The organism is Mesorhizobium sp. M0618, assembly GCF_040320765.1.
Classification (GTDB): Bacteria; Pseudomonadota; Alphaproteobacteria; order Rhizobiales; family Rhizobiaceae; genus Mesorhizobium.
In genome coordinates this window covers 14724-32794 of sequence record NZ_JAMYQH010000030.1, presented here as the reverse complement: position 1 = coordinate 32794, position 18071 = coordinate 14724, and the positions used below count along the sequence as shown (strand labels likewise).

General features: G+C 62.7%; 21 protein-coding genes. 3 read left to right on the top strand and 18 right to left on the bottom strand.

Features of this window, described 5'->3' with window-relative positions; translation table 11 throughout:
* Positions 1-39 precede the first annotated feature (39 nt).
* Complete coding sequence (locus tag NKJ04_RS26510; protein WP_023811860.1) at positions 40-492, top strand: hypothetical protein; 453 nt, start codon at positions 40-42, stop codon at positions 490-492.
* A gap of 248 nt (positions 493-740) precedes the next feature.
* Here the strand turns inward: NKJ04_RS26510 and ftsH are convergent, their stop codons facing one another.
* The 9 genes from ftsH to ybgC all read right to left on the bottom strand — a co-directional run bounded on the left by ftsH (position 741) and on the right by ybgC (position 10786).
* Positions 741-2669 carry an ATP-dependent zinc metalloprotease FtsH gene (gene ftsH / locus NKJ04_RS26505; RefSeq protein ID WP_023811859.1) on the bottom strand — a complete coding sequence of 643 codons (1929 nt, stop codon included), beginning with the start codon at positions 2667-2669 and terminating at the stop codon, positions 741-743.
* A 125-nt stretch (positions 2670-2794) separates the two neighbouring features.
* Positions 2795-4189 carry a tRNA lysidine(34) synthetase TilS gene (gene tilS / locus NKJ04_RS26500; protein WP_352554246.1) on the bottom strand — a complete coding sequence of 465 codons (1395 nt, stop codon included), beginning with the start codon at positions 4187-4189 and terminating at the stop codon, positions 2795-2797.
* 57 nt (positions 4190-4246) lie between these two features.
* Entirely contained in the window at positions 4247-5356 is a 1110-nt protein-coding gene (gene ybgF / locus NKJ04_RS26495) for a tol-pal system protein YbgF (RefSeq protein WP_023811857.1), read from the bottom strand.
* Between the two features lie 226 nt (positions 5357-5582).
* Positions 5583-6089 (bottom strand): peptidoglycan-associated lipoprotein Pal, encoded by a 507-nt coding sequence (gene pal / locus NKJ04_RS26490; RefSeq protein WP_013529149.1) that lies wholly within the window; start codon positions 6087-6089, stop codon positions 5583-5585.
* Between the two features lie 250 nt (positions 6090-6339).
* Positions 6340-7623 (bottom strand): Tol-Pal system beta propeller repeat protein TolB, encoded by a 1284-nt coding sequence (gene tolB / locus NKJ04_RS26485; RefSeq protein ID WP_502897973.1) that lies wholly within the window; start codon positions 7621-7623, stop codon positions 6340-6342.
* Positions 7624-7693: 70 nt separating this feature from the next.
* On the bottom strand, positions 7694-8851 hold the full coding sequence (tolA, locus tag NKJ04_RS26480) for a cell envelope integrity protein TolA (RefSeq protein ID WP_352678083.1): 1158 nt from the start codon (positions 8849-8851) through the stop codon (positions 7694-7696).
* Positions 8852-8858: 7 nt separating this feature from the next.
* A complete protein-coding gene (gene tolR, locus NKJ04_RS26475; protein ID WP_352678080.1) occupies positions 8859-9311 on the bottom strand; it encodes a protein TolR in 453 nt (150 codons plus the stop codon).
* 10 nt (positions 9312-9321) lie between these two features.
* Positions 9322-10032, bottom strand: coding sequence for a protein TolQ (gene tolQ, locus NKJ04_RS26470; protein ID WP_013529145.1), 711 nt, complete (start codon positions 10030-10032; stop codon positions 9322-9324).
* 271 nt (positions 10033-10303) lie between these two features.
* Positions 10304-10786 carry a tol-pal system-associated acyl-CoA thioesterase gene (ybgC, locus tag NKJ04_RS26465; protein ID WP_352678076.1) on the bottom strand — a complete coding sequence of 161 codons (483 nt, stop codon included), beginning with the start codon at positions 10784-10786 and terminating at the stop codon, positions 10304-10306.
* Between the two features lie 57 nt (positions 10787-10843).
* Between ybgC and NKJ04_RS26460 the strand changes: the two genes are divergently transcribed.
* Positions 10844-12094: a glycoside hydrolase family 5 protein gene (locus NKJ04_RS26460; protein ID WP_352678073.1), complete on the top strand. Its 1251-nt coding sequence runs from the start codon at positions 10844-10846 to the stop codon at positions 12092-12094.
* 26 nt (positions 12095-12120) lie between these two features.
* On the opposite strand, the gene ruvB is transcribed toward NKJ04_RS26460, so the two are convergent.
* The 9 genes from ruvB to NKJ04_RS26415 form a co-directional block, all read right to left on the bottom strand.
* Positions 12121-13158, bottom strand: coding sequence for a Holliday junction branch migration DNA helicase RuvB (gene ruvB / locus NKJ04_RS26455; protein ID WP_023811851.1), 1038 nt, complete (start codon positions 13156-13158; stop codon positions 12121-12123).
* On the bottom strand, positions 13155-13559 hold the full coding sequence (locus NKJ04_RS26450; RefSeq protein WP_127296186.1) for a type II toxin-antitoxin system VapC family toxin: 405 nt from the start codon (positions 13557-13559) through the stop codon (positions 13155-13157). The genes ruvB and NKJ04_RS26450 overlap by 4 nt, the downstream gene beginning before the upstream one ends.
* Positions 13556-13840 carry an AbrB/MazE/SpoVT family DNA-binding domain-containing protein gene (locus NKJ04_RS26445; RefSeq protein ID WP_023811849.1) on the bottom strand — a complete coding sequence of 95 codons (285 nt, stop codon included), beginning with the start codon at positions 13838-13840 and terminating at the stop codon, positions 13556-13558. Before NKJ04_RS26445 ends, NKJ04_RS26450 begins: the two co-directional genes overlap by 4 nt.
* 68 nt (positions 13841-13908) lie before the next feature.
* On the bottom strand, positions 13909-14529 hold the full coding sequence (gene ruvA / locus NKJ04_RS26440; protein WP_352678068.1) for a Holliday junction branch migration protein RuvA: 621 nt from the start codon (positions 14527-14529) through the stop codon (positions 13909-13911).
* A 27-nt stretch (positions 14530-14556) separates the two neighbouring features.
* Positions 14557-14976, bottom strand: a complete 420-nt coding sequence (locus NKJ04_RS26435) for a type II toxin-antitoxin system VapC family toxin (RefSeq protein ID WP_128305342.1) — start codon at positions 14974-14976, stop codon at positions 14557-14559.
* Positions 14954-15223 carry an AbrB/MazE/SpoVT family DNA-binding domain-containing protein gene (locus NKJ04_RS26430; RefSeq protein WP_128305341.1) on the bottom strand — a complete coding sequence of 90 codons (270 nt, stop codon included), beginning with the start codon at positions 15221-15223 and terminating at the stop codon, positions 14954-14956. The genes NKJ04_RS26435 and NKJ04_RS26430 overlap by 23 nt, the downstream gene beginning before the upstream one ends.
* A 56-nt stretch (positions 15224-15279) precedes the next feature.
* Entirely contained in the window at positions 15280-15789 is a 510-nt protein-coding gene (ruvC, locus tag NKJ04_RS26425; protein ID WP_127296188.1) for a crossover junction endodeoxyribonuclease RuvC, read from the bottom strand.
* A 76-nt stretch (positions 15790-15865) separates the two neighbouring features.
* Positions 15866-16399 (bottom strand): protease adaptor protein RcdA, encoded by a 534-nt coding sequence (gene rcdA, locus NKJ04_RS26420; protein WP_352678064.1) that lies wholly within the window; start codon positions 16397-16399, stop codon positions 15866-15868.
* A 398-nt stretch (positions 16400-16797) separates the two neighbouring features.
* Positions 16798-17178 (bottom strand): hypothetical protein, encoded by a 381-nt coding sequence (locus NKJ04_RS26415; RefSeq protein WP_352678157.1) that lies wholly within the window; start codon positions 17176-17178, stop codon positions 16798-16800.
* 328 nt (positions 17179-17506) lie between these two features.
* Here NKJ04_RS26415 and NKJ04_RS26410 point away from each other — a divergent pair, with 328 nt between their 5' ends.
* Complete coding sequence (locus tag NKJ04_RS26410; protein WP_352678061.1) at positions 17507-18058, top strand: DUF2269 family protein; 552 nt, start codon at positions 17507-17509, stop codon at positions 18056-18058.
* The last annotated feature ends 13 nt before the right edge of the window (positions 18059-18071 follow it).

Below are 18071 nucleotides of genomic sequence, written 5' to 3'. Positions count from 1 at the left end.
CAAAAAGACGTCAAACTTATTATCAACCAGGAGGGTCTTATGCACAGTTTGAAATTGGCGGTATTGGCTGCGACCGCATTTGTCGCTTGGAGCGTCGCCCCCGCAAGCGCACTGACGATGAAGGAATGCGGCGAGACCTATCGAACAGCCAAGGAAGGCGGCACTCTGAACGGCATGGACTGGACGGCTTTTCGCAAGGAGAAGTGCGCGACATCAGCAGCAGACAGTGTCAGCGAGGATACGGTCAAAACCGAGCCGCAGACGAAAAAGGAAACCAGCGCGGCGGTCGCCCCCACTGTAGCGCCCGCGGGCGTGACATTCCCAACCACGCTGGCCGCCGAGTTCAAGACCGAAAAGCCCGCGAAGGCGCGCATGAAGACCTGTCTCCAGGGCTACCATGGCAACAAGGACGCGGGCACGTTGAACGGCCTTCGCTGGATCCAGAAGGGCGGCGGTTATTACAGCCTGTGCAATGCCAAGCTGAAGAGCTGAGCGACAAGACATCTGAAGAAGAGAAGGCCTGCGAACCGCAGGGTTCGCGGGCCTTCTTTGTTGCCTTCGAGGGCACGCCCGCGGCGACGTTGCCAATCTCCCCCGCAAGGGGGGAGATTGGCTATCACCTAGGCTTTCGCCAATCGTCATCGTCGCAGATGCGAGGTCGCGGACAACTCCTCCCCAACGCCAAAAACAAAAAACGCCGCGGAGCAAGCCGCGGCGTTCGATGAAATCAGTGGTCAAGCTCAGCTCGATGGCTGCGGTTCCATGCCGCCTTCGGGCTCCGGCCCCTTCTTGCGCCGGCCGCCGGACTTCGGCACGGCAGAGCCACGGCTCGGCGGCGTGTCGTCGCCAAGGTCGCGCGCTGGCTTGTGGCCGGCGATCAACTGCTTGATCTCCTCGCCGGACAGCGTCTCGTATTCCAGCAGGCCCTGCGCCAGCGCGATCCATTCCTTCTTCTTCTTGGTCAGGATGGACTTCGCCGATGAGTAGGCCTCGTCGATCAGGCGGCGCACTTCGGCGTCGATGATCTGCGCCGTTTCTTCCGACACGTTCTGCGTGCGCGCCACCGAGTGGCCGAGGAACACTTCTTCCTGGTTGTCGCCATAAGCGACATGGCCGAGCTTGTCGGAAAAGCCCCAGCGTGTGACCATGGCGCGCGCCAGTTTGGTCGCCTGCTCGATATCCGAAGAGGCACCCGAGGTGATGTTTTCCTTGCCGAACTTGAACTCCTCGGCGACACGGCCGCCCATCATGATGGCGAGCCGCGAGATCATGTATTTGTAGCTCATCGAATAACGGTCGCCTTCGGGCAACTGCATGACCATGCCGAGCGCGCGACCGCGTGGGATGATCGTGGCCTTGTGCAGCGGATCGGCCGACGGCACGTTCAGCGCGAGAATGGCGTGGCCTGCCTCGTGGTAGGCGGTCAGCTCCTTCTCGGCCTGCGTCATGGCCGACGAGCGGCGCTCGGCGCCCATCATGATCTTGTCCTTGGCGTCCTCGAATTCGGCCATGGTGACGAGGCGCTTGTTGCGCCGTGCCGCCATCAGCGCGGATTCGTTGACGAGGTTCATCAGGTCAGCGCCGGAAAAGCCCGGCGTACCGCGCGCGATCACCTTGAGGTCGACATTGGGCGCCAGCGGCACGTTGCGCACATGCACCTTGAGGATCTTCTCGCGGCCGACGATGTCGGGGTTCGGCACCACGACCTGGCGGTCGAAGCGGCCTGGCCTGAGCAGTGCCGGATCGAGCACGTCGGGCCGGTTGGTGGCAGCGATCAGGATGATGCTTTCGTTGGACTCGAAGCCGTCCATCTCGACCAGGAGCTGGTTCAGCGTCTGCTCGCGTTCGTCATTGCCGCCGCCGAGGCCGGCGCCGCGATGACGGCCGACAGCGTCGATTTCGTCGATGAAGATGATGCAGGGCGCGTTCTTCTTGGCCTGGTCGAACATGTCGCGGACGCGGCTTGCACCGACGCCGACGAACATCTCGACGAAGTCAGAACCGGAAATGGTGAAGAACGGCACATTGGCTTCGCCGGCAACCGAGCGGGCGAGCAGCGTCTTGCCGGTTCCCGGAGGGCCGACAAGCAGCACGCCGCGCGGAATCTTGCCGCCGAGCCGCTGGAATTTCTGCGGATCGCGCAGGAACTCGACGATCTCTTCCAGATCTTCCTTGGCTTCGTCGACGCCGGCAACGTCCTGGAAGGTGACGCGGCCATGCGCTTCGGTGAGCAGCTTGGCCTTCGACTTGCCGAAGCCCATGGCGCGACCGGAGCCGGACTGCATCTGGCGCATGAAGAATATCCAGACGCCGAGGATGAGGATCATCGGCAGCCACGAGATCAGATAGCCGAACAGCGAATTGGAACCGTCTGTTTCAGGCCGCGCATTGATGGTGACGTTCTTGTCCTGCAGCCGCGAGACCAGCGAAGGATCGCCGGGCGAATAGGTCTGGAAGCCGCTGGCATTGTCGGTGTAGGTGCCGCTGATACGGGCGCCCGCGATGGTCACCGTCTTGACCCGGCCCGCCGCGACATCCTGCAGGAACTGCGAATAAGGCACATCGCTGGAGGCCCCTCGCGTCTGCGGCGTCTGAAACAGATTGAACAGGGCTATGAGCAGGACCGCTATGATCGCCCAGAGCGCGAGGTTGCGATAGTTCGGATTCATCAATTGTCCCGTTGGCGTCCGCGGGGCGGACACGCGTCATGAGAGGAAACTTGCGCCTAACATAGGGAGAGCGTCCCCCCTTGCCAAGCAGAACAGCACGTCTGGGTTAAGCTTTCGCGCAACCATCAGCCGGCACTGTGGCCGCTGAAAGGCAAGGGCGGCACCGGGGCCGCGCCAATCAGCCCGGCCACGGCCCGCGCCGGCGCCAGGTCGAAGGACGGCAGGAAGCGGGCAAAGGGCGCAACGACCGGCCGCACTTCAACCGCCATTGGCGCCCGGCTATCCCCCGACAAATCAAGGCATTCACCGGCCTGCCACAACGCCGGCTCGGCGGCGAGCGCGGCGCGCATCAGGCTCGGCGGGGTTTTTCCATCGCCCTTCGCCAGCCGCTTCGCCGCTGCTGCGCCGAACGGGGCAATCAACAATGCGCTGCTGCTGTCGTTCAATGTGATGCGCCGGCGGCCATCCCAGACGGTGCCGTCCGTGATGGCAGCGGCGGAGGGCAGGCCGCGCGCCTCGCGGCGCAGGAAGATGCCGGAGCGCCGGGAATCCACAACCGTCCGCGACAATGTGGCGCAAAGAAATCCAGCCCTCAGCCGACCGAACAGAGCCTCGCTGCGGGCCTGATCCGGCAGGAAGGCAATTCCGCCGGTCATGGCCAGCAGGATACGCAACGCATAGACGGCCGCTCGCTCGTCACCTGTGTTCAGCAAAAGCGGATCAAGACGAATGAGCCCGCAGGACAGCCGGGTCGCGAAATCGCCGATCAAACTTGCGGCGGCGAGGCCGAGTTGACTGCGCGCGCGGCCCTCATGCGCGGCCAACGCCAGTGCATCGCCGATGCGCTGTGCACCGTTGCCGTCGGCAAGGGCTGCCCGCATGCGCGGCCGCTCGAAAGCCTCGTCGGCATTGGTCGGGTCGTCGGCCCAGCCGACATTCTCACGCCGCAGGACATCTCGCAGCGCCGCGCGCCGCAACCCGAGAAGTGGCCGAACGATCCACTCGCGCCAGTCATACAAGGTGGCCGGCGCCATGCCGGCAAGTCCCCGGCCTGCCATTTCGGCATGGCCTTGGCCCTCGTCCCGCGCCAATCCTTCTGCGCGCGCTTGCCGCATCAGCACCGTCTCCGCCTGGTCATCGGCGGTATGGCCGGTGAGGATCATGCCGACGCCTTCGGCTTGTGCCGCTTCGGACAGCAGCCGGTAGCGCGCCTCGCGAGCGGCGGCGGGCAGGCCGGTCGATGGCTTGGGGCCCGACCATGTCAGGATGCGGTGTGAAATTCCGAGTCTGGCGCACAGCTTCGCCACTGCTTGCGCTTCCGCAGCCGAACCGGACCGCAAACCGTGGTCGATCGTCACCGCCAGCAGCTTGGTTGCCGGCGCCGTACGGTCGAGATGGTGTCTGAGAAGAAGGAGCAGGGCGGTCGAGTCGCTGCCGCCGGACACGGCCGCAACAGCGCCGCTGGTAAAATCGATATGCGAAAAAGGGTTAGACGAAAGGTCCGGCTCGGTGTCGAGCATAATGCATGTCGCCCAAAAGTGATCCCGGTTTCAGGACAACGACATGTAGGACAAGGATCAGCAGGCAGCCAGAGCCTTCTCCTGCTTGACGCGTTCCTTGAGCGCGCTGGAAATATCGGGGTAGCGCTTGCCGACCTCGCTGAAAGTGGCGCAGGCAACGTCGTGCTGCTTGAGGCCGACCAGCGACACGCCGAGCTTCAGCAACATGTCGGGAGCTTTCTTGGCCTTGGGGTAGTCCTTGCTGGCGGCAAGGAACGTCTCGGCCGCGTCGCGGTATTTCTGCTGGCCGAGCAATGACTCGCCCAACCAGTAATGCGCGTCCGCCGCCTTCGCATCCCTGGGGAAGCGGGCGATGTGGTCGCGAAAACCCTGCTCGGCGGTGCCGTAGTCGCCCGAGAGGATGAACTGGTATGAGTTGCGGTAAAGCTCCTCCGGGTTGTTGGTGGCGGGCAACGCCGCGACTACCGTGTCGGACTTGCCGGCCTTGGGCGCCGCCCCGGCGACTGGCGCGGTGTCCTGCGCCGGCGCGGTCGATTGTGTGTTGCCGCCGGCATCGATGACATTGCCATTCTTGTCGACGGTGATGGTGCCGAAATTCTTTTCCGGCGCTCCCGTACCGGGAATAACCTTGCCGGGGTCGCCGTCGGGAGATTCGACGATGACGTCCTCGACCGTCTTGCCGCCTGCCGATTGATCGTTGGCGGGCGCGGCGCCGGCTCCAGCCGGCGCCCGGATTGCCGGGGCCGCCGCCACGTCGTTGTCGGTGCCGGTGGTGGCGTCCGATTTCTTCTGCGCCGGCGGCTGCCCGCCTTGCGTGCCGCCACCTTCCAGCTGCTGGAAGCGGAATTCATTATCTTCCTGCTGCTTGCGAATCTGCTCCTGCATCTGCAGGACCTGGAAATTGAGTTCCTCGATCTTGCCGTTCATCTGCCGCAGCTGCTCTTCCAGGCTGGTGACAGCGGCAGGATCGGACTGCACCAGCTGAACCTGGTCCGGTTTCTTCTTTTGACCAAAAAAGCCCGGCAATTCGATACTGGGAAGATGGAAGGTAAAGCCGCTGTCGGTTGATTGCCCTGTGCCGCTCGCCCCGGTGCCGCTAGCCAAGGCGGTGACGCCTGATAGGAGCAGTAGCGCAAGCGTGCCGCTCAGAACCGATCTCAAATGCATGTGCCTCTCGCAGTGATTTCGTTAGCTTGTTCGCGCCTTCCAATCCAGAATGGGACCAGCCAAGCGCCCTCGGCTCATAGCAGGAGCCGAGACTTCGGCCAAATTTTGTTTCGAGCATGCGGATATGAAAAAGGCGGCCCCAGGGCCGCCTTTCGCACAGGTATGTTGCATTTTTACCGCTAGACGGCCGCGCGTTCTTTGACGCGCCGGTCGGCTGCGTGATGCCTCAGGAGCCAGCACCGCTGAGCGTGGTGACCGCGCGGCGATTCTGCGACCAGCAGGAGATGTCGTCGCACACCGCGACCGGACGTTCCTTGCCGTAGGAAATGGTCTTGAGACGGCTGGCCGAAACGCCCTTGGCAACGAGGAAGTCGCGGGTGGCGGCGGCGCGGCGGGCGCCGAGCGCCAGATTGTATTCGCGCGTTCCGCGTTCGTCGGCATGACCTTCGACGACGATGGCATACTGCTTGTACTGGTTCAGCCACTGCGCCTGGCGCGAGAGCGTCGTCTGCGCGTCGGCACGGATCGAGGTCGAGTCGGTGTCGAAGAAGATACGGTCGCCGATGTTGACGGTGAAGTCCTGCGCCGAGCCGGGCGTCGCCGCGCCGGCGCCGTTGAGGCCAAGATCGGCCGCGTTGTTCGGCGTCTTCTTCGAGGCGCAACCTGCGATGGCGAGCATCGCCACCAGCGCGATCATGACCGGGTTTCTGGTAAGTGCTGCGATACGGCCCATGCCGCCTCTCCTTCGTATTTCGAGTGATCTACTTTGAGTGATTTCGTTGATCACCCAGTAACCACGTTTGGGTTAACCGGCATTCAAGAAACACGGTTAAATTTTGGTTTAAGCTGCCCGTCCGCAGCCGTTTCGGCCTGAAGCCACAGTTCACGCGGACCCTAGGCGTAAATACGGCCAAAAGGCGGCCAAGGCATGGAAAAGGGGCCGAAACGGCCCCTTTTCAGCATGTGTGGCAATTCAGCCGAACCTATTCGAGCAGCGGCGACCAGGCCGGGTCCGAAGCGAAATTCGCCGTTGGGATCGATTGCTCGTTGCGTCCGGTCAGATCGACCGAAACCAGTTTGGGGCCACCGGCGGAATCGCGGAAGAACATCAGCACGCGGCCGTTCGGCGCCCAGGTCGGTCCCTCCTGCTGGAAGCCGGAGGACAGGATGCGCTCGCCCGAGCCGTCGGTCTTCATGACGCCGATCTGGAATTCGCCGCCGGTCTGCTTGGTGAAGGCGATGAGGTCGCCGCGCGGCGACCAGACCGGTGTCGAATAGACGCCGTCGCCAAAGGAGATGCGGGTCTGGCCGGAGCCGTCGGCGCCCATCGCGTAGATCTGTGCGCGGCCGCCACGGTCGGAGGTGAACACCACCTTGCTGCCATCGGGCGAATAGGACGGCGAGGTGTCAATGGCGGTCGAGTTGGTCAGCCTCGTCGTCGAGCGGCTGCGCAGGTCCATGGCGAAGATGTTGGAATTGCCGTCGTCGCGCAGCAAGCTCATGATCACCTTCTGGCCGTCGGGCGAAAAGCGCGGCGCAAAGGTCATGCCGGGGAAATTGCCGACCAGTTCGCGCTGGCCGGTCTCGATCTGCAGCAGGTAGACCCGTGGCTGGCCGCTCTCATACGACATGTAGGTGATTTCCTGCCGGTTCGGCGAGAAACGCGGCGTCAGCACGATCGACCTGCCGTCCGAGAGATAGCGCACATTGGCGCCGTCCTGGTCCATGATCGCGAGGCGCTTCTTGCGCGCATTCTTGGCGCCGGATTCGTCGATGAAGACGACGCGGGTGTCGAAATAGCCTTTTTCGCCGGTCAGCCGCTCATAGATGGCGTCGGCGATGATGTGTGCGACACGCCGCTGATTGGCGTCGTTGGCGAAGAACTGCTCGCCAGCCATCTGCTGGCCGGCAAAGGTATCCCACAACCGGTACTGGGCGCGGATGCGGCCGTCTGCTTCCTTGCTGACGCTGCCCGTGACCAGCGCCTGTGCGTTGATCACCTTCCAGTCGTCGAAGCGCGGTGCTGCATCGGGGTTGGTGATCTTCTCGATAAAGGCGCTCTTGTCGATCGGAGCGAACAGACCCGAACGCTTCAAATCGGCGGTGACGATCTGCGAAATCTGCGCCCCAAGCGCGTCGCCGCCCTGGAAATCTGTGATGGCGATCGGCAGCGGCTCGACATTGCCCTTGTTGACGTTGAGCTCGACCAGCGCCAGCGCCGGCAACGTGCTGGCAGTGGTCATGCCCATCGCCATTGCTGAGACCATCAGGAGCGGCTTGAGGATTGATTTCATGTCTTCTCGCTTCTCGTACTGATTTTCGGATACGCGGGCCGCCTTAGAGGCCCAGCATCTCCCTTGGATCGAAGGTGACGCGGACGTCGGCCCAGATATCCTGCTTGCCGGCGGGAACCTGCAGGCCGGTGACATCGCATTTTTGCACCGCACGAACGGCACTTTCGTCGAACTGGCGGTTTCCGCTCGACGTTTCGACCGCCGGGCGTCCGTCCAGCTTGCCGGAGGCATCCAGGTTGAACCGCACCACGACGACGAAGTTCTCGGAACCTTCAAGGCCCGCGGGAAGAGTCCAGCAGCCACCAAGCTGGCTTTCCAGGGCGCCCATTTCGGACCTGGAAAGCTTCTGGCCCTGATCCTTGTCGCCGCCAAGCGACGCCTGCTGGGTCGAGCGCTTGGCGCCGCCGCCGGATGGTTTCTGCTTGTCGAGGAGCGCGGAGATCTCGTCGGCGTTGAACTGCTTGTCATCGGACTTCGGCTTCGACGAGGCTTCCTTAACCGGCTTGTCGGCGTTCTTCCGCTCCGGCGCCTTGGCGCTTTCGGCCTGCGCAGGCTGCGGCTTCGGCCGCGCTTCCGGCGCGGGCGCCGAGTCGGGCAGCTGCGTCGCCTCGGCGGGCGGCTCCTGCGCTATGGCTTCAGCGACGGCGTCGGGTTTGACCTCGGGCGTTGGATCGATGGCAGCGGTCTTGTCCTGCGGCGGCGGAGTTGGCGCCGGCTTGGCCGGTGTCGGCTTGGGGTCGGGCTGCTTGACCGGCTCGGGCTTGACCTCTTCCTTGGGCGTTGGCGCCGGCGCCACTTCCGTTGCCGGGGTGGGCTTGGGCTTTTCCTGCGGCTTCGGCACGTCCTCGGGCTTCGGCTTTTCGATCGGGGTCGGCGCGGGCGGCGGAGCCGAGGTCATGTCGACGGGCTTCGGCTTGGCTTCCGGCGTTATCGACTTATCGGTGTCGACGCTGTTCTCGCCAACCTTCTGCGCGTCCGGAACGATGTCCGGACGCTGCGTCGGCACGGGTGCCGGCTTTTCATGCATCACGGCCTTCTTGTCGCCCTGCAACGTCTGCGCAACCGCTTCCATCGGCACGATGTCGACCGCGACCGACTCGGCGTCGGACGACGGAAGTGCCGCCGGCGCCGTCAGCGTGAACAGGCCGAAGGTCAGCGCCGCCGCATGCAAGACCACCGATGTGGTGAGGCCGGTCTTCATCGCGCGTCTACTGATCCTGTTCCTGCAGTGAAACCAGGCCGATGTTCTTGTAGCCGGCGGCCGAAATGCGGGCCATCACCTTCATCGCCGTGCCATAGTCGGTCGACTTGTCGCCGCGGATGAAGATGCGCTCCTCATAGCCGGTCTTCGAGATTGCCTGCAGCTTGGCTACCAGCTCCTCGATCGGGATCTCGGTTTCCTGCAGATAGATCTGACCGGAGGCGTTGATCGAGACAGTGATCGGCTGCGTGTCGGCATTCATCGCCTTCGCCTGCGTATCCGGCAGGTCGATCGGAACGCCGACCGTCAGCATTGGTGCCGCGACCATGAAGATGATCAGCAGCACCAGCATCACGTCGACCATCGGCGTGACGTTGATCTCGGACATCAGTGCATGGTGACGGCCGCGCCGCCTGTGGCCGCGCCCGCCGCGTCCTCCCATGCCCATGGACATACCCATCTGCTACTCCTCAGGCCTTGGGGGCCACTTTTTCATCGATTTGGCGCGAGAGTATGGCAGAGAACTCGTCGGAGAACCCTTCCATGCGCACGGCTATCTTGCTCGCGTCGGACGACAGCTTGTTGTAGGCGATGACGGCGGGAATGGCGGCGAGCAGGCCGATGGCCGTCGCCAGCAACGCTTCGGCAATGCCGGGCGCAACCACCGCGAGACTGGTGTTCTTGGAGCCGGCGATCGCCTGGAACGAGGTCATGATGCCGATGACGGTGCCGAACAGGCCGATAAAGGGTGCCGCCGAGCCGGTGGTGGCAAGGAAACCGAGGCGCCCTTCCAGCTTTTCCATCTCGCGGGTCAGCGCCAGGTCCATTGCCTTGTCGATGCGGGTCTGCAGGCCGAGCGGCGACTTGGCGCCCTTCTCGAAACTCTTCTTCCACTCGCGCATGGCGGCGACGAAAATGGCGCCCATGCCGGTGGTCTTGCGGTCGGCGAGCGTGCGGTAGAGCTCCTCCAGCGACTGCCCCGACCAGAACACCTGTTCGAACCGGTTGAGCGCCAGCCGCATGCGGGCATAGGAAACCAGCTTGTCGACGATGATCGCCCAGGTCCAGACCGAGGCGCAGAGCAGGCCGATCATGACCAGCTTGACCACCCAACTGGCCGAAACGAACAGCGACCAAACCGACAATTGCGCGCCCGGATCGGCGAGTGCGATATTTTCCATCGTTACGTCCTTAAGATTTTCCGGGCGAAGCTGGCGGCTGGCCCCTGGCATCCTTGTGGTCGGTTCGCACGAAGCTACCGGAACAACCCCAAACTGTGCCGTTATCGGCCTTTTCGGGGCAAATATTGGTGAAAGGAAGGCGTTCGATAACGCCAATCTTCGCCAATCTCTTCATGAACCGTTATGGTTAAGGATGGGTTAGTATATAAGGCGCGGCGCATTGCCACGCCCCGCGGCAATGCGCAAGCCATCGCTATTGATCGCAGTGGGGCTAATCAGCTGCCGGCAAGGCCTTGGGCATGAATGCGGCCACCCATTCCTTGGGAAAGCGCCTTGGGCGGCCATTCTCACCGATGATCGCCGCCTCGACCTTGGCCTCGACCAGCAGTTCGTCGCCACGCTTGAGCTGCTGCGCCATGAAGATGCGCGCGCCGGAAATCTCCTCGGTGCGGGTGTCGACCGTCAGGATGTCGTCGATGCGGGCGGGGCCGCGAAAGTCGATTTCCATGCGCCGCACCACCCAGACTATTTTCTCGCCATGCTTGCCATCGGCAAGCTCGGTGTGGTGCACGCCGGTCAGCCTGAGATAGTCGGAGCGGCCGCGTTCGAAGAATTCGAGATAGCGCGCATGGTAGACGACGCCGGAGAAATCCGTGTCGGCATAATAGACCCGCGCCATCAGCCGGTGGCCGAACGCCGTCAGCGCACCGGAAAGCCCAGCCAGCAGCGTCGCCGATTCACCATGATCGCCCATTGCGCTTCCTTTTTCAGCCCCGACGAGGCACCTGTTTCCCGCGTGGCACAGCATCGGATGGCACTGTTGACGGCGATGATCAAGACCTTGATGGCGGCGCTGCTTGTGCTCGCGGCCTTGGCGTGGCCCAGCCAGGCGGCGAGCTTTTCGATGAAGCGCGGCCTCAATCTCGACCAATGGGTCACATGGCCCGGCGAAGACCAATGGGGCGACGCCAAGGCCATCCTGCCCTATCCGGAGTGGCGCAAATTCCTTGGGGAGAACGATCTCAAGGCACTGAAGGACGCGGGCTTCGATTTCCTGCGCATGCCGGTCGACCCGTCGCCTTTCCTGTCCGGCCAGACCGTGGCCTTGCGTGACGACCTCTATGCCAGCGTGCTGGACTCCGTGCGCATGATCAACCGCGCCGGACTGAAAGTCGTCGTCGACATGCACCTGATCCCGGCCGGCGGCAGCCGCAAGATCGGCATGGCGCAAGTGATGGAAGACCCGCGGACCTTCGACGCCTATCTCGAGATGGTGCGCAAGATGGCCCGCACGCTGGCCGGCGAAGATCCCAGACAAGTGGCTCTCGAGCCGATGAACGAACCGATCGTCGACTGCGACAGCGACGGCACCAGCCTGTGGCCGGACCGCCAGCGCAAACTGTTCGCGGCAGCGCGATCCTCGGCCACCAAGCTAACCTTGATCCTGACTGGTGCCTGCTATTCCGCTGCGAACTCGCTGGAAAAGATCGACCCGAAAACAATACCGGACGACAACGTCATCTGGACCTTCCATTCCTACGATCCGTTCCTGCTCACCCATCAGGGCGCAACCTGGGCCGGCGACTTCATCCCCTATGTGACTGGCCTGCCCTATCCGCTGAGCGCGGTGCCCAAGGCACAGCTCGACGTGACGCTCGACACCATCCGCGCCAGGATCAAGGCCGAGGCGCCATGGACACGGCAGAGCGGTCTGCTTGCCTATCTCGACGAACAGGTCGCCAGCATGGACAGCCCCGACAAACTGCTCGGCTTGATGGATGCGCCGTTCAAAAAGGTCGAGGCATGGGCGAAGGCCAACCGCGTCAAGCCGGAAGACATCACGCTGGGCGAGTTCGGCATGATCCGCCAGGAATACGGCAATGCCTATGTGATGCCGGCCGAGTTCCGGGCCGCCTATGTCAAGGACATGATCGCGCGCGCCGAAGCGCATGGCTTCTCATGGTCGGTGTGGAGCTATGGCGGCGCCTTCGGCATCGTCGACGCCTTCAACGGCGACAAGGCCGAGCCGGATGTAATGGACGTGATCCGTGGGCTGCGTTGATCGCTCACGGACGGCGCGCCGGAAAATTACTCTTCCTGGAACAGGTTGATCTGCTGCTGCGCCAGATCCTTCGGCGCGTCGAGGCCGAGATGGCGCCAGGCATTGGCCGTCAGCATGCGGCCGCGCGGCGTGCGCTGGATGAAGCCCTGCTGGATCAGATAAGGCTCGATGATGTCTTCGATGGCGTCGCGCGGCTCTGACAGGCCGGCGGCGATCGTCTCGATGCCGACCGGCCCGCCGCCGAAATTGCGCGCGATCATCGACAGGTAACGGCGGTCGAGCGCGTCGAGGCCGAGCGCATCGACCTCCAGCCGAGTGAGCGCCTCGTCGGCGATCTTGCGGTCGACATGGCCGTCGCCGGCCACCGAGGCGAAATCGCGCACACGGCGCAAGAGCCGGCCGGCGATGCGTGGCGTGCCGCGCGCACGCCGCGCGATCTCCAGCGCACCGTCGTCGCCAAGCGGCATTTGCAGGATGCGCGCGCCGCGCCGCACGATCTGCTCCAGCTCCTCGACCGTGTAGAAATTGAGCCGTACCGGAATGCCGAAACGGTCGCGCAGCGGATTGGTGAGCAGGCCGAGCCGCGTGGTGGCGGCGACGAGCGTGAAGCGGGCAAGGTCGATCTTGACCGAACGCGCCGCCGGTCCTTCGCCGATGATCAGGTCGAGCTGGAAATCCTCCATCGCCGGATAGAGGATCTCCTCCACCGCCGGGCTCAGCCGATGGATCTCGTCGATGAACAGCACGTCGCCTTCCTCGAGATTGGTCAGCAGCGCGGCAAGATCGCCGGCCTTGGCGATGACCGGGCCGGAGGTCGAGCGGAAATTGACGCCGAGCTCACGCGCCATGATCTGCGCCAGCGTCGTCTTGCCCAGACCGGGTGGCCCGACGAACAGTACGTGGTCGAGTGCCTCGTTGCGGCCTTTGGCGGCTTCGATGAACACTTTGAGATTGGCCCGCACCGCCGCCTGGCCGACAAAATCGTCGAGCGTCTGCGGCCGCAAGGTCTGCTCGGCATCCTCGCCGCGTTTTTCCGGCGCAATCAGGCGGGGCGACAGGCTCATGCGAGCAGTTCCATACTGGCAATGGACTTGGCGGCCCGCTGATCGAACGTGACTGTATGCGAGCAACCCAGATTTCGATTGTGCTCGGCGATCAGCGCATCGGCAAAATCTACCTGCGGCAAATTTGATCTTTCGAGCGCAATCACGATGGCATCGAAATCTTCGAACAACAGTGTCTTGACCTTCAACAGTCTCTGGATTGCCGCCTGCATCTGCTCTTTCGGTAGTCTGTAGCGCGAAATCAACGACCAGCTGAATTCCACCAGCACGATCAAGCTGACGAAGCCGGGAGCATCGTCGCTGAGGCCTTCGCCGAATGCGAGGGCTTTCGCCCGTTGCTCTGCATCGTCGTTCAGCACCATTCGAAGCAGAACGTTCGTATCAATGCCGATCGACGTCACTCGTCGCCCTCTCGTCCGCCTTGCGATCCGTCTCCGACAACATGCCTACCAACTGCATCCCGCACCGCGAGGTCGATTTCCTCCAGTGACGCCGGACCGCCGGGCGGATCGCCCAGAAATCCGGCGAGGTCCGCAAAGTCGAGATTGCGCGGCGTTCCAATCAGGTAGCCATCCATGACCGTCCAGGCGATCATGTCACCCGTTTTGAGTGACAGCGCATCCCGGACATCTTTTGGAATTGTAAGCTGACCCTTCGAGGTCAGACTGGCGTAAGCACCCATTTTCTTACTTTCTAAGAAATTTCCTACCAATCATATGATAGTTGGAATTTTCTTTTCCAACAACCATATCACTGCGCCAGTTCCTTCAGCCCGAAGCGGATCAGCTTCGGCGCATCGGCATCCTCGCCCGCCGTCTTCAGCGCCGCCGCCACAGCATTGGCGGCGGTGTCGCGCGAATAGCCAAGATTGACCAGCGCCGAGACCGCGTCGGTTATCGGCGCGGATGCCACGCCGTCGCCGAGCTCCTGTTTCAGGCCGATGGTGCCCGAGGCGGTGCCGGCATAGGCCGGCGCCTTGTTCTTCAATTCGGTGACGATGCGCTCGGCCACCTTCTTGCCGACGCCGGGCGCGCGCGAAACCATGGCGATGTCGCGCAGCGCAATGGCGTTGGCGAGGTCGGCGGGCGCCAGCGTCGACAGGATGGCCAGCGCCACCTTGGCGCCAACGCCCGGCACATTGTTCATCAGCAACCGGAACCACTCCCGCTCGAGCTGCGACTGGAAGCCATAGAGGCGCAGCATGTCCTCGCGCACATAGGTCTCGATGAACAGCACCATCGCCTCGCCGGGCGAAGGCAGCGCGGCCAGCGTGCGCGCCGAGCAATAGGCGACGTAGCCGACGCCATGGATATCGACGAGGCAATGGTCCTCGTCGACCTCGTCGAGCGTACCCTTGAGCTTGCCGATCATGCCAGACCTTTCATGGAAGATGGGCTCTCATGGGTGCGTCTCAGGAGAGATGATGTCGAGCTCCGGGAAGTAACTGCGGTAACGCGCGGCGTCGCGGGTCAAAAGACGATGTCCAGCGACGGTCGCGTGAGCGCCGATAAAGAAATCGGGCAAGGTTCTTTCCCTGATGCCCCCGGCCCGGCGATAGCGGGAATGCGTGACGCCCGCAAGGAATGCCGCGTCCCAAGGTACAAGTTCGCGATCCATCTCAAGCATGTCGACTGCTTTTCGAAGCGCCGTTTCCGTCACTATCAGTGGCGCGAGTTCGGACCAAATGATGGTGTTGACCACCAAGGCTCCATCACGGCGGCAGGAAGCAATCGCCGACGCCGACCATGTTGTCAGCGGTCCGGCCGGTCCCCAGACGTCGATCAGGACATTTGTGTCAATCAACGTCGAGATCTTCACGCGGCCCCCTCAACCACTCCATGTACTGATCGGTGGTCATGCCTCCCAGATCCAACGTCCCCTCCATCCGGTCGAGGACATCGCTGAACCTGCGCAATTTCTCTTCCTGGGAGAGGTTCTCCTTGACGGCAACCAGCCGAACGCCCTCGTCGGTGGCCACGAACTCCACTTCGGAGCCCGGGGCGATGCCCAGACGGTCCCTTATCGGCTTGGGGATTGTAACTTGCCCCTTGGTGGTCACGCGCATGGTAATACCTCTGCGGTATTACTTATCCCTGCAACGTGAACAAGTCAAGAACATAGCTAGCCGGCCAGCGCCATCCTGTAGGCCACGCTTTGCCGATGATGCGCGTGGCAGATGGCAATGGCCAGTGCGTCGGCGGCATGTTCGGTGTCGAAGACGGCTTTTGGCAACAGCACCTTCACCATCATGTGGATCTGCTTCTTGTCGCCATGACCGACGCCGATCACCGCCTTCTTGACGGCGTTGGGCGCATATTCGGCAACGACGAGACCGGCACGCGCCGGCACCAGCATGGCGATGCCACGTGCCTGGCCGAGCTTCAGCGTCGCCACGGCGTCCTTGTTGACGAAGGTCTGTTCGACGGCCGCCTCGTGCGGCATCGCGCTGTGCAGGATATCCGCCAGCCCGTCATGCAGCTGGCACAGCCGCGTTGCCAGCGCCGCCTTGTCGTCGGACTTCACAGTGCCTGAAGCAATAAAGCGCAGCGAATTACCGAGGCTTTCGACGATGCCCCAGCCGGTGCGCCGAAGCCCCGGATCGATACCGATGATGCGAATCGCTTCCGCCATTTGCCGACTTTACCTCCGGCCCACAGCGATGCCAGCGAAATGTGAACAAACCGGAAACAGAAAGACAGACCAAGGTCTAACCCCGAGCGAAAGCCGTGTTGAGCAGGCTGATCTGGTCGGAAACCGGATTGAGGCGGCGAGCCATCGGTTGCATGTCGACCAAGGCGCCCGAGCCATAGATCTCGTCGTCCATGCGGCGCACCAGTGCTTGCAGGCGCAGCGAGCGGGTGACGAGGTCGAGGAAATCCTCGGGTAGCTCGGCCCAGCCGGTGGCTTCGTCATGGGCGGAAGCGGTGTCGAGGCGCACCTTGGACTTTTCCGACGCGACCTGGTCGCGGGTCATCTCGCCGGAATTGGCGGCGCGCTGCAAAAGCAGCCAGGACGCAACCTGCATCAGCCTGGTGGTCAGCCGCATCGATTCGGCCGCATAGAGCGTGGCGCCCAGCCGCGACAGTTTCTTTGCCTCGGCCCGGCCCTTGCCGTCGAGATATTCGGCGGCCTGTTCGACCAGGCCCATGCCTTCCTGGTAAAGCGGCTTGAAGGATTGCGAGAAAACCCGGCGCTCCGCCAGCTTGACGGTTTTCGCACTGCCCTTCGAAGGCTCGTTCATTGATACGCCCCTGCACTTGCAACCGGCCGATTCGGCTCCCTGCCGATACACCCGGAACCCTATCTGACTGAAGCTTGAAAATGCGCTTCGTCACTGGCGAAGGCAAGCACATGTTTAACAGAAGGTTAACGGCGAGCCGCCATTGGGCGGCCCCCGCCGAGATGCGGACAAAAAGGGAAATGAAGACAAAAAAAGAGCCGCGGATAAGGCGGCTCTCAGGAGTTTAACAGGGAGGCGTCAAACAAAGTGGCTCCAACCACTCGGTAAGAATCCAGATCACTGGATGAACATAGTAAACACCTGTAAAGCTTAATGAAGCCTTAACGGCGCGGATGTTTTTTGACCGAACGCCGCCATACTGTGCCGTAACAGCACAGCATCTCCTACGTCAGGCTAGCTCAGGCGGTCTTCCAGACCGCCGGCAAGGCGATGAAAGCAAACAGCAGCAGGGCCGCGTAGAAGCCCATCGAAGAGGCCGCCACCAGCGGTTCGATCGCGGCATTGCCGGCAAGCAGGAAATAGAGGCCGATCAGCAAGCCGATGCCGCTGATTGCGGTCAGCCAGAAATGAACGGTGGCGAGCGTCTTTTGCCCGATTGCCGGAAACAAATGGTAGAAGAAGGCGAAGACCGCCGACATCAGCCATCCAGCCACCATCGTGTGGGCATGGGTCGGCATCTGGCCGTGATCCTGGCTGATCGCCATGTACAGGCCAAGCGCCATGCCGCACAGCGCATAGATGATGGCCAGCGTGAAGAAATTCCGTGCTACCCCTTGCATAATGTCCCCTCGATTGCCTTTTCCCGTTTGCGGGAATGGGTTGATGGTCAGGCGACTGTTGTCGCCACCGGGCTCCCGGCGTTGGCGCACTAGCATCGGCGATGTTTCCGGACGATGTCGCGCCAACCCCCCTCCCGACGATTCGTACATTAGCAGGAAATCAGATAGCGCGTTCACTATCTCAGCCGCTTCTTCATTGCACTGAAACAGGGCCGGGCTTTTCGCGACATCGTTCCGAAACAGGCGCCGCGCTAAACGCCCGCTCCTCTGACGGCCGGCGCAAATCCGCGCCGCCGCAAATCCGGCCAGAACACCGCAGGAGCAACCCATGGACTGGTATTCGATCGTCAAATTCCTCCACGTCACTACCGCCATTCTGTGGGTCGGAGGCGGCTTCGTACTGTTCCTGCTGGGCATGCTTGCCGAACGGGCGGGCAACATCGAGGAAAAACTGCAGGCGATGCGCGCCAGCGGCCAGCTGGGCGGCAGGTTTTTCGCTCCGATGTCGATGCTGACGCTGATCTTCGGCCTCATCATGTGCTGGTTCTGGGTCGGCTTCTCCGATCTGTGGATTCTGATCGGCCTGGCCGGCTATGCCACGACCTTTTCGATCGGCATGCTCATCTTCAAGCCGACCGGCGAGCGCATGGGCGCGATGATCGCCAAGGAGGGCGTCACACCGGCTGTTCTTGCCATCGGTCAGCGCATGATGAGCGCGGCACGCTTCGACTATGCGGTGATGCTGGTGATCATTGCCGACATGGTGTTCAAACCGACCGTGCATGACATCGGCATCCTCGCCGGCATGATGCTGGTCGTCGTGGCGGGTGCCACGCTGGCGTTTGGCGGTAACCGTCGCCTGGTCCCGAGCGCTGCCTGACCCCCTGATGACG

Coding starts and splice junctions, on each gene's coding strand:
- tilS (WP_352554246.1), bottom strand. CDS start 4,189: ATGCTCGACACCGAGCCGGACCTTTCGTCTAACCCTTTTTCGCATATC.
- NKJ04_RS26445 (WP_023811849.1), bottom strand. CDS start 13,840: ATGGGTGCTTACGCCAGTCTGACCTCGAAGGGTCAGCTTACAATTCCA.
- NKJ04_RS26460 (WP_352678073.1), top strand. CDS start 10,844: ATGGCACTGTTGACGGCGATGATCAAGACCTTGATGGCGGCGCTGCTT.
- pal (WP_013529149.1), bottom strand. CDS start 6,089: ATGGGCCGTATCGCAGCACTTACCAGAAACCCGGTCATGATCGCGCTG.
- NKJ04_RS26430 (WP_128305341.1), bottom strand. CDS start 15,223: ATGCGCGTGACCACCAAGGGGCAAGTTACAATCCCCAAGCCGATAAGG.
- tolA (WP_352678083.1), bottom strand. CDS start 8,851: ATGAAGACCGGCCTCACCACATCGGTGGTCTTGCATGCGGCGGCGCTG.
- rcdA (WP_352678064.1), bottom strand. CDS start 16,399: ATGAACGAGCCTTCGAAGGGCAGTGCGAAAACCGTCAAGCTGGCGGAG.
- tolR (WP_352678080.1), bottom strand. CDS start 9,311: ATGGGTATGTCCATGGGCATGGGAGGACGCGGCGGGCGCGGCCACAGG.
- NKJ04_RS26510 (WP_023811860.1), top strand. CDS start 40: ATGCACAGTTTGAAATTGGCGGTATTGGCTGCGACCGCATTTGTCGCT.
- ybgC (WP_352678076.1), bottom strand. CDS start 10,786: ATGGGCGATCATGGTGAATCGGCGACGCTGCTGGCTGGGCTTTCCGGT.
- tolB (WP_502897973.1), bottom strand. CDS start 7,623: ATGGTCTCAGCAATGGCGATGGGCATGACCACTGCCAGCACGTTGCCG.
- ruvA (WP_352678068.1), bottom strand. CDS start 14,529: ATGATCGGCAAGCTCAAGGGTACGCTCGACGAGGTCGACGAGGACCAT.
- NKJ04_RS26415 (WP_352678157.1), bottom strand. CDS start 17,178: ATGCAAGGGGTAGCACGGAATTTCTTCACGCTGGCCATCATCTATGCG.
- ybgF (WP_023811857.1), bottom strand. CDS start 5,356: ATGCATTTGAGATCGGTTCTGAGCGGCACGCTTGCGCTACTGCTCCTA.
- NKJ04_RS26410 (WP_352678061.1), top strand. CDS start 17,507: ATGGACTGGTATTCGATCGTCAAATTCCTCCACGTCACTACCGCCATT.
- ruvB (WP_023811851.1), bottom strand. CDS start 13,158: ATGAGCCTGTCGCCCCGCCTGATTGCGCCGGAAAAACGCGGCGAGGAT.
- ruvC (WP_127296188.1), bottom strand. CDS start 15,789: ATGGCGGAAGCGATTCGCATCATCGGTATCGATCCGGGGCTTCGGCGC.
- tolQ (WP_013529145.1), bottom strand. CDS start 10,032: ATGGAAAATATCGCACTCGCCGATCCGGGCGCGCAATTGTCGGTTTGG.
- ftsH (WP_023811859.1), bottom strand. CDS start 2,669: ATGAATCCGAACTATCGCAACCTCGCGCTCTGGGCGATCATAGCGGTC.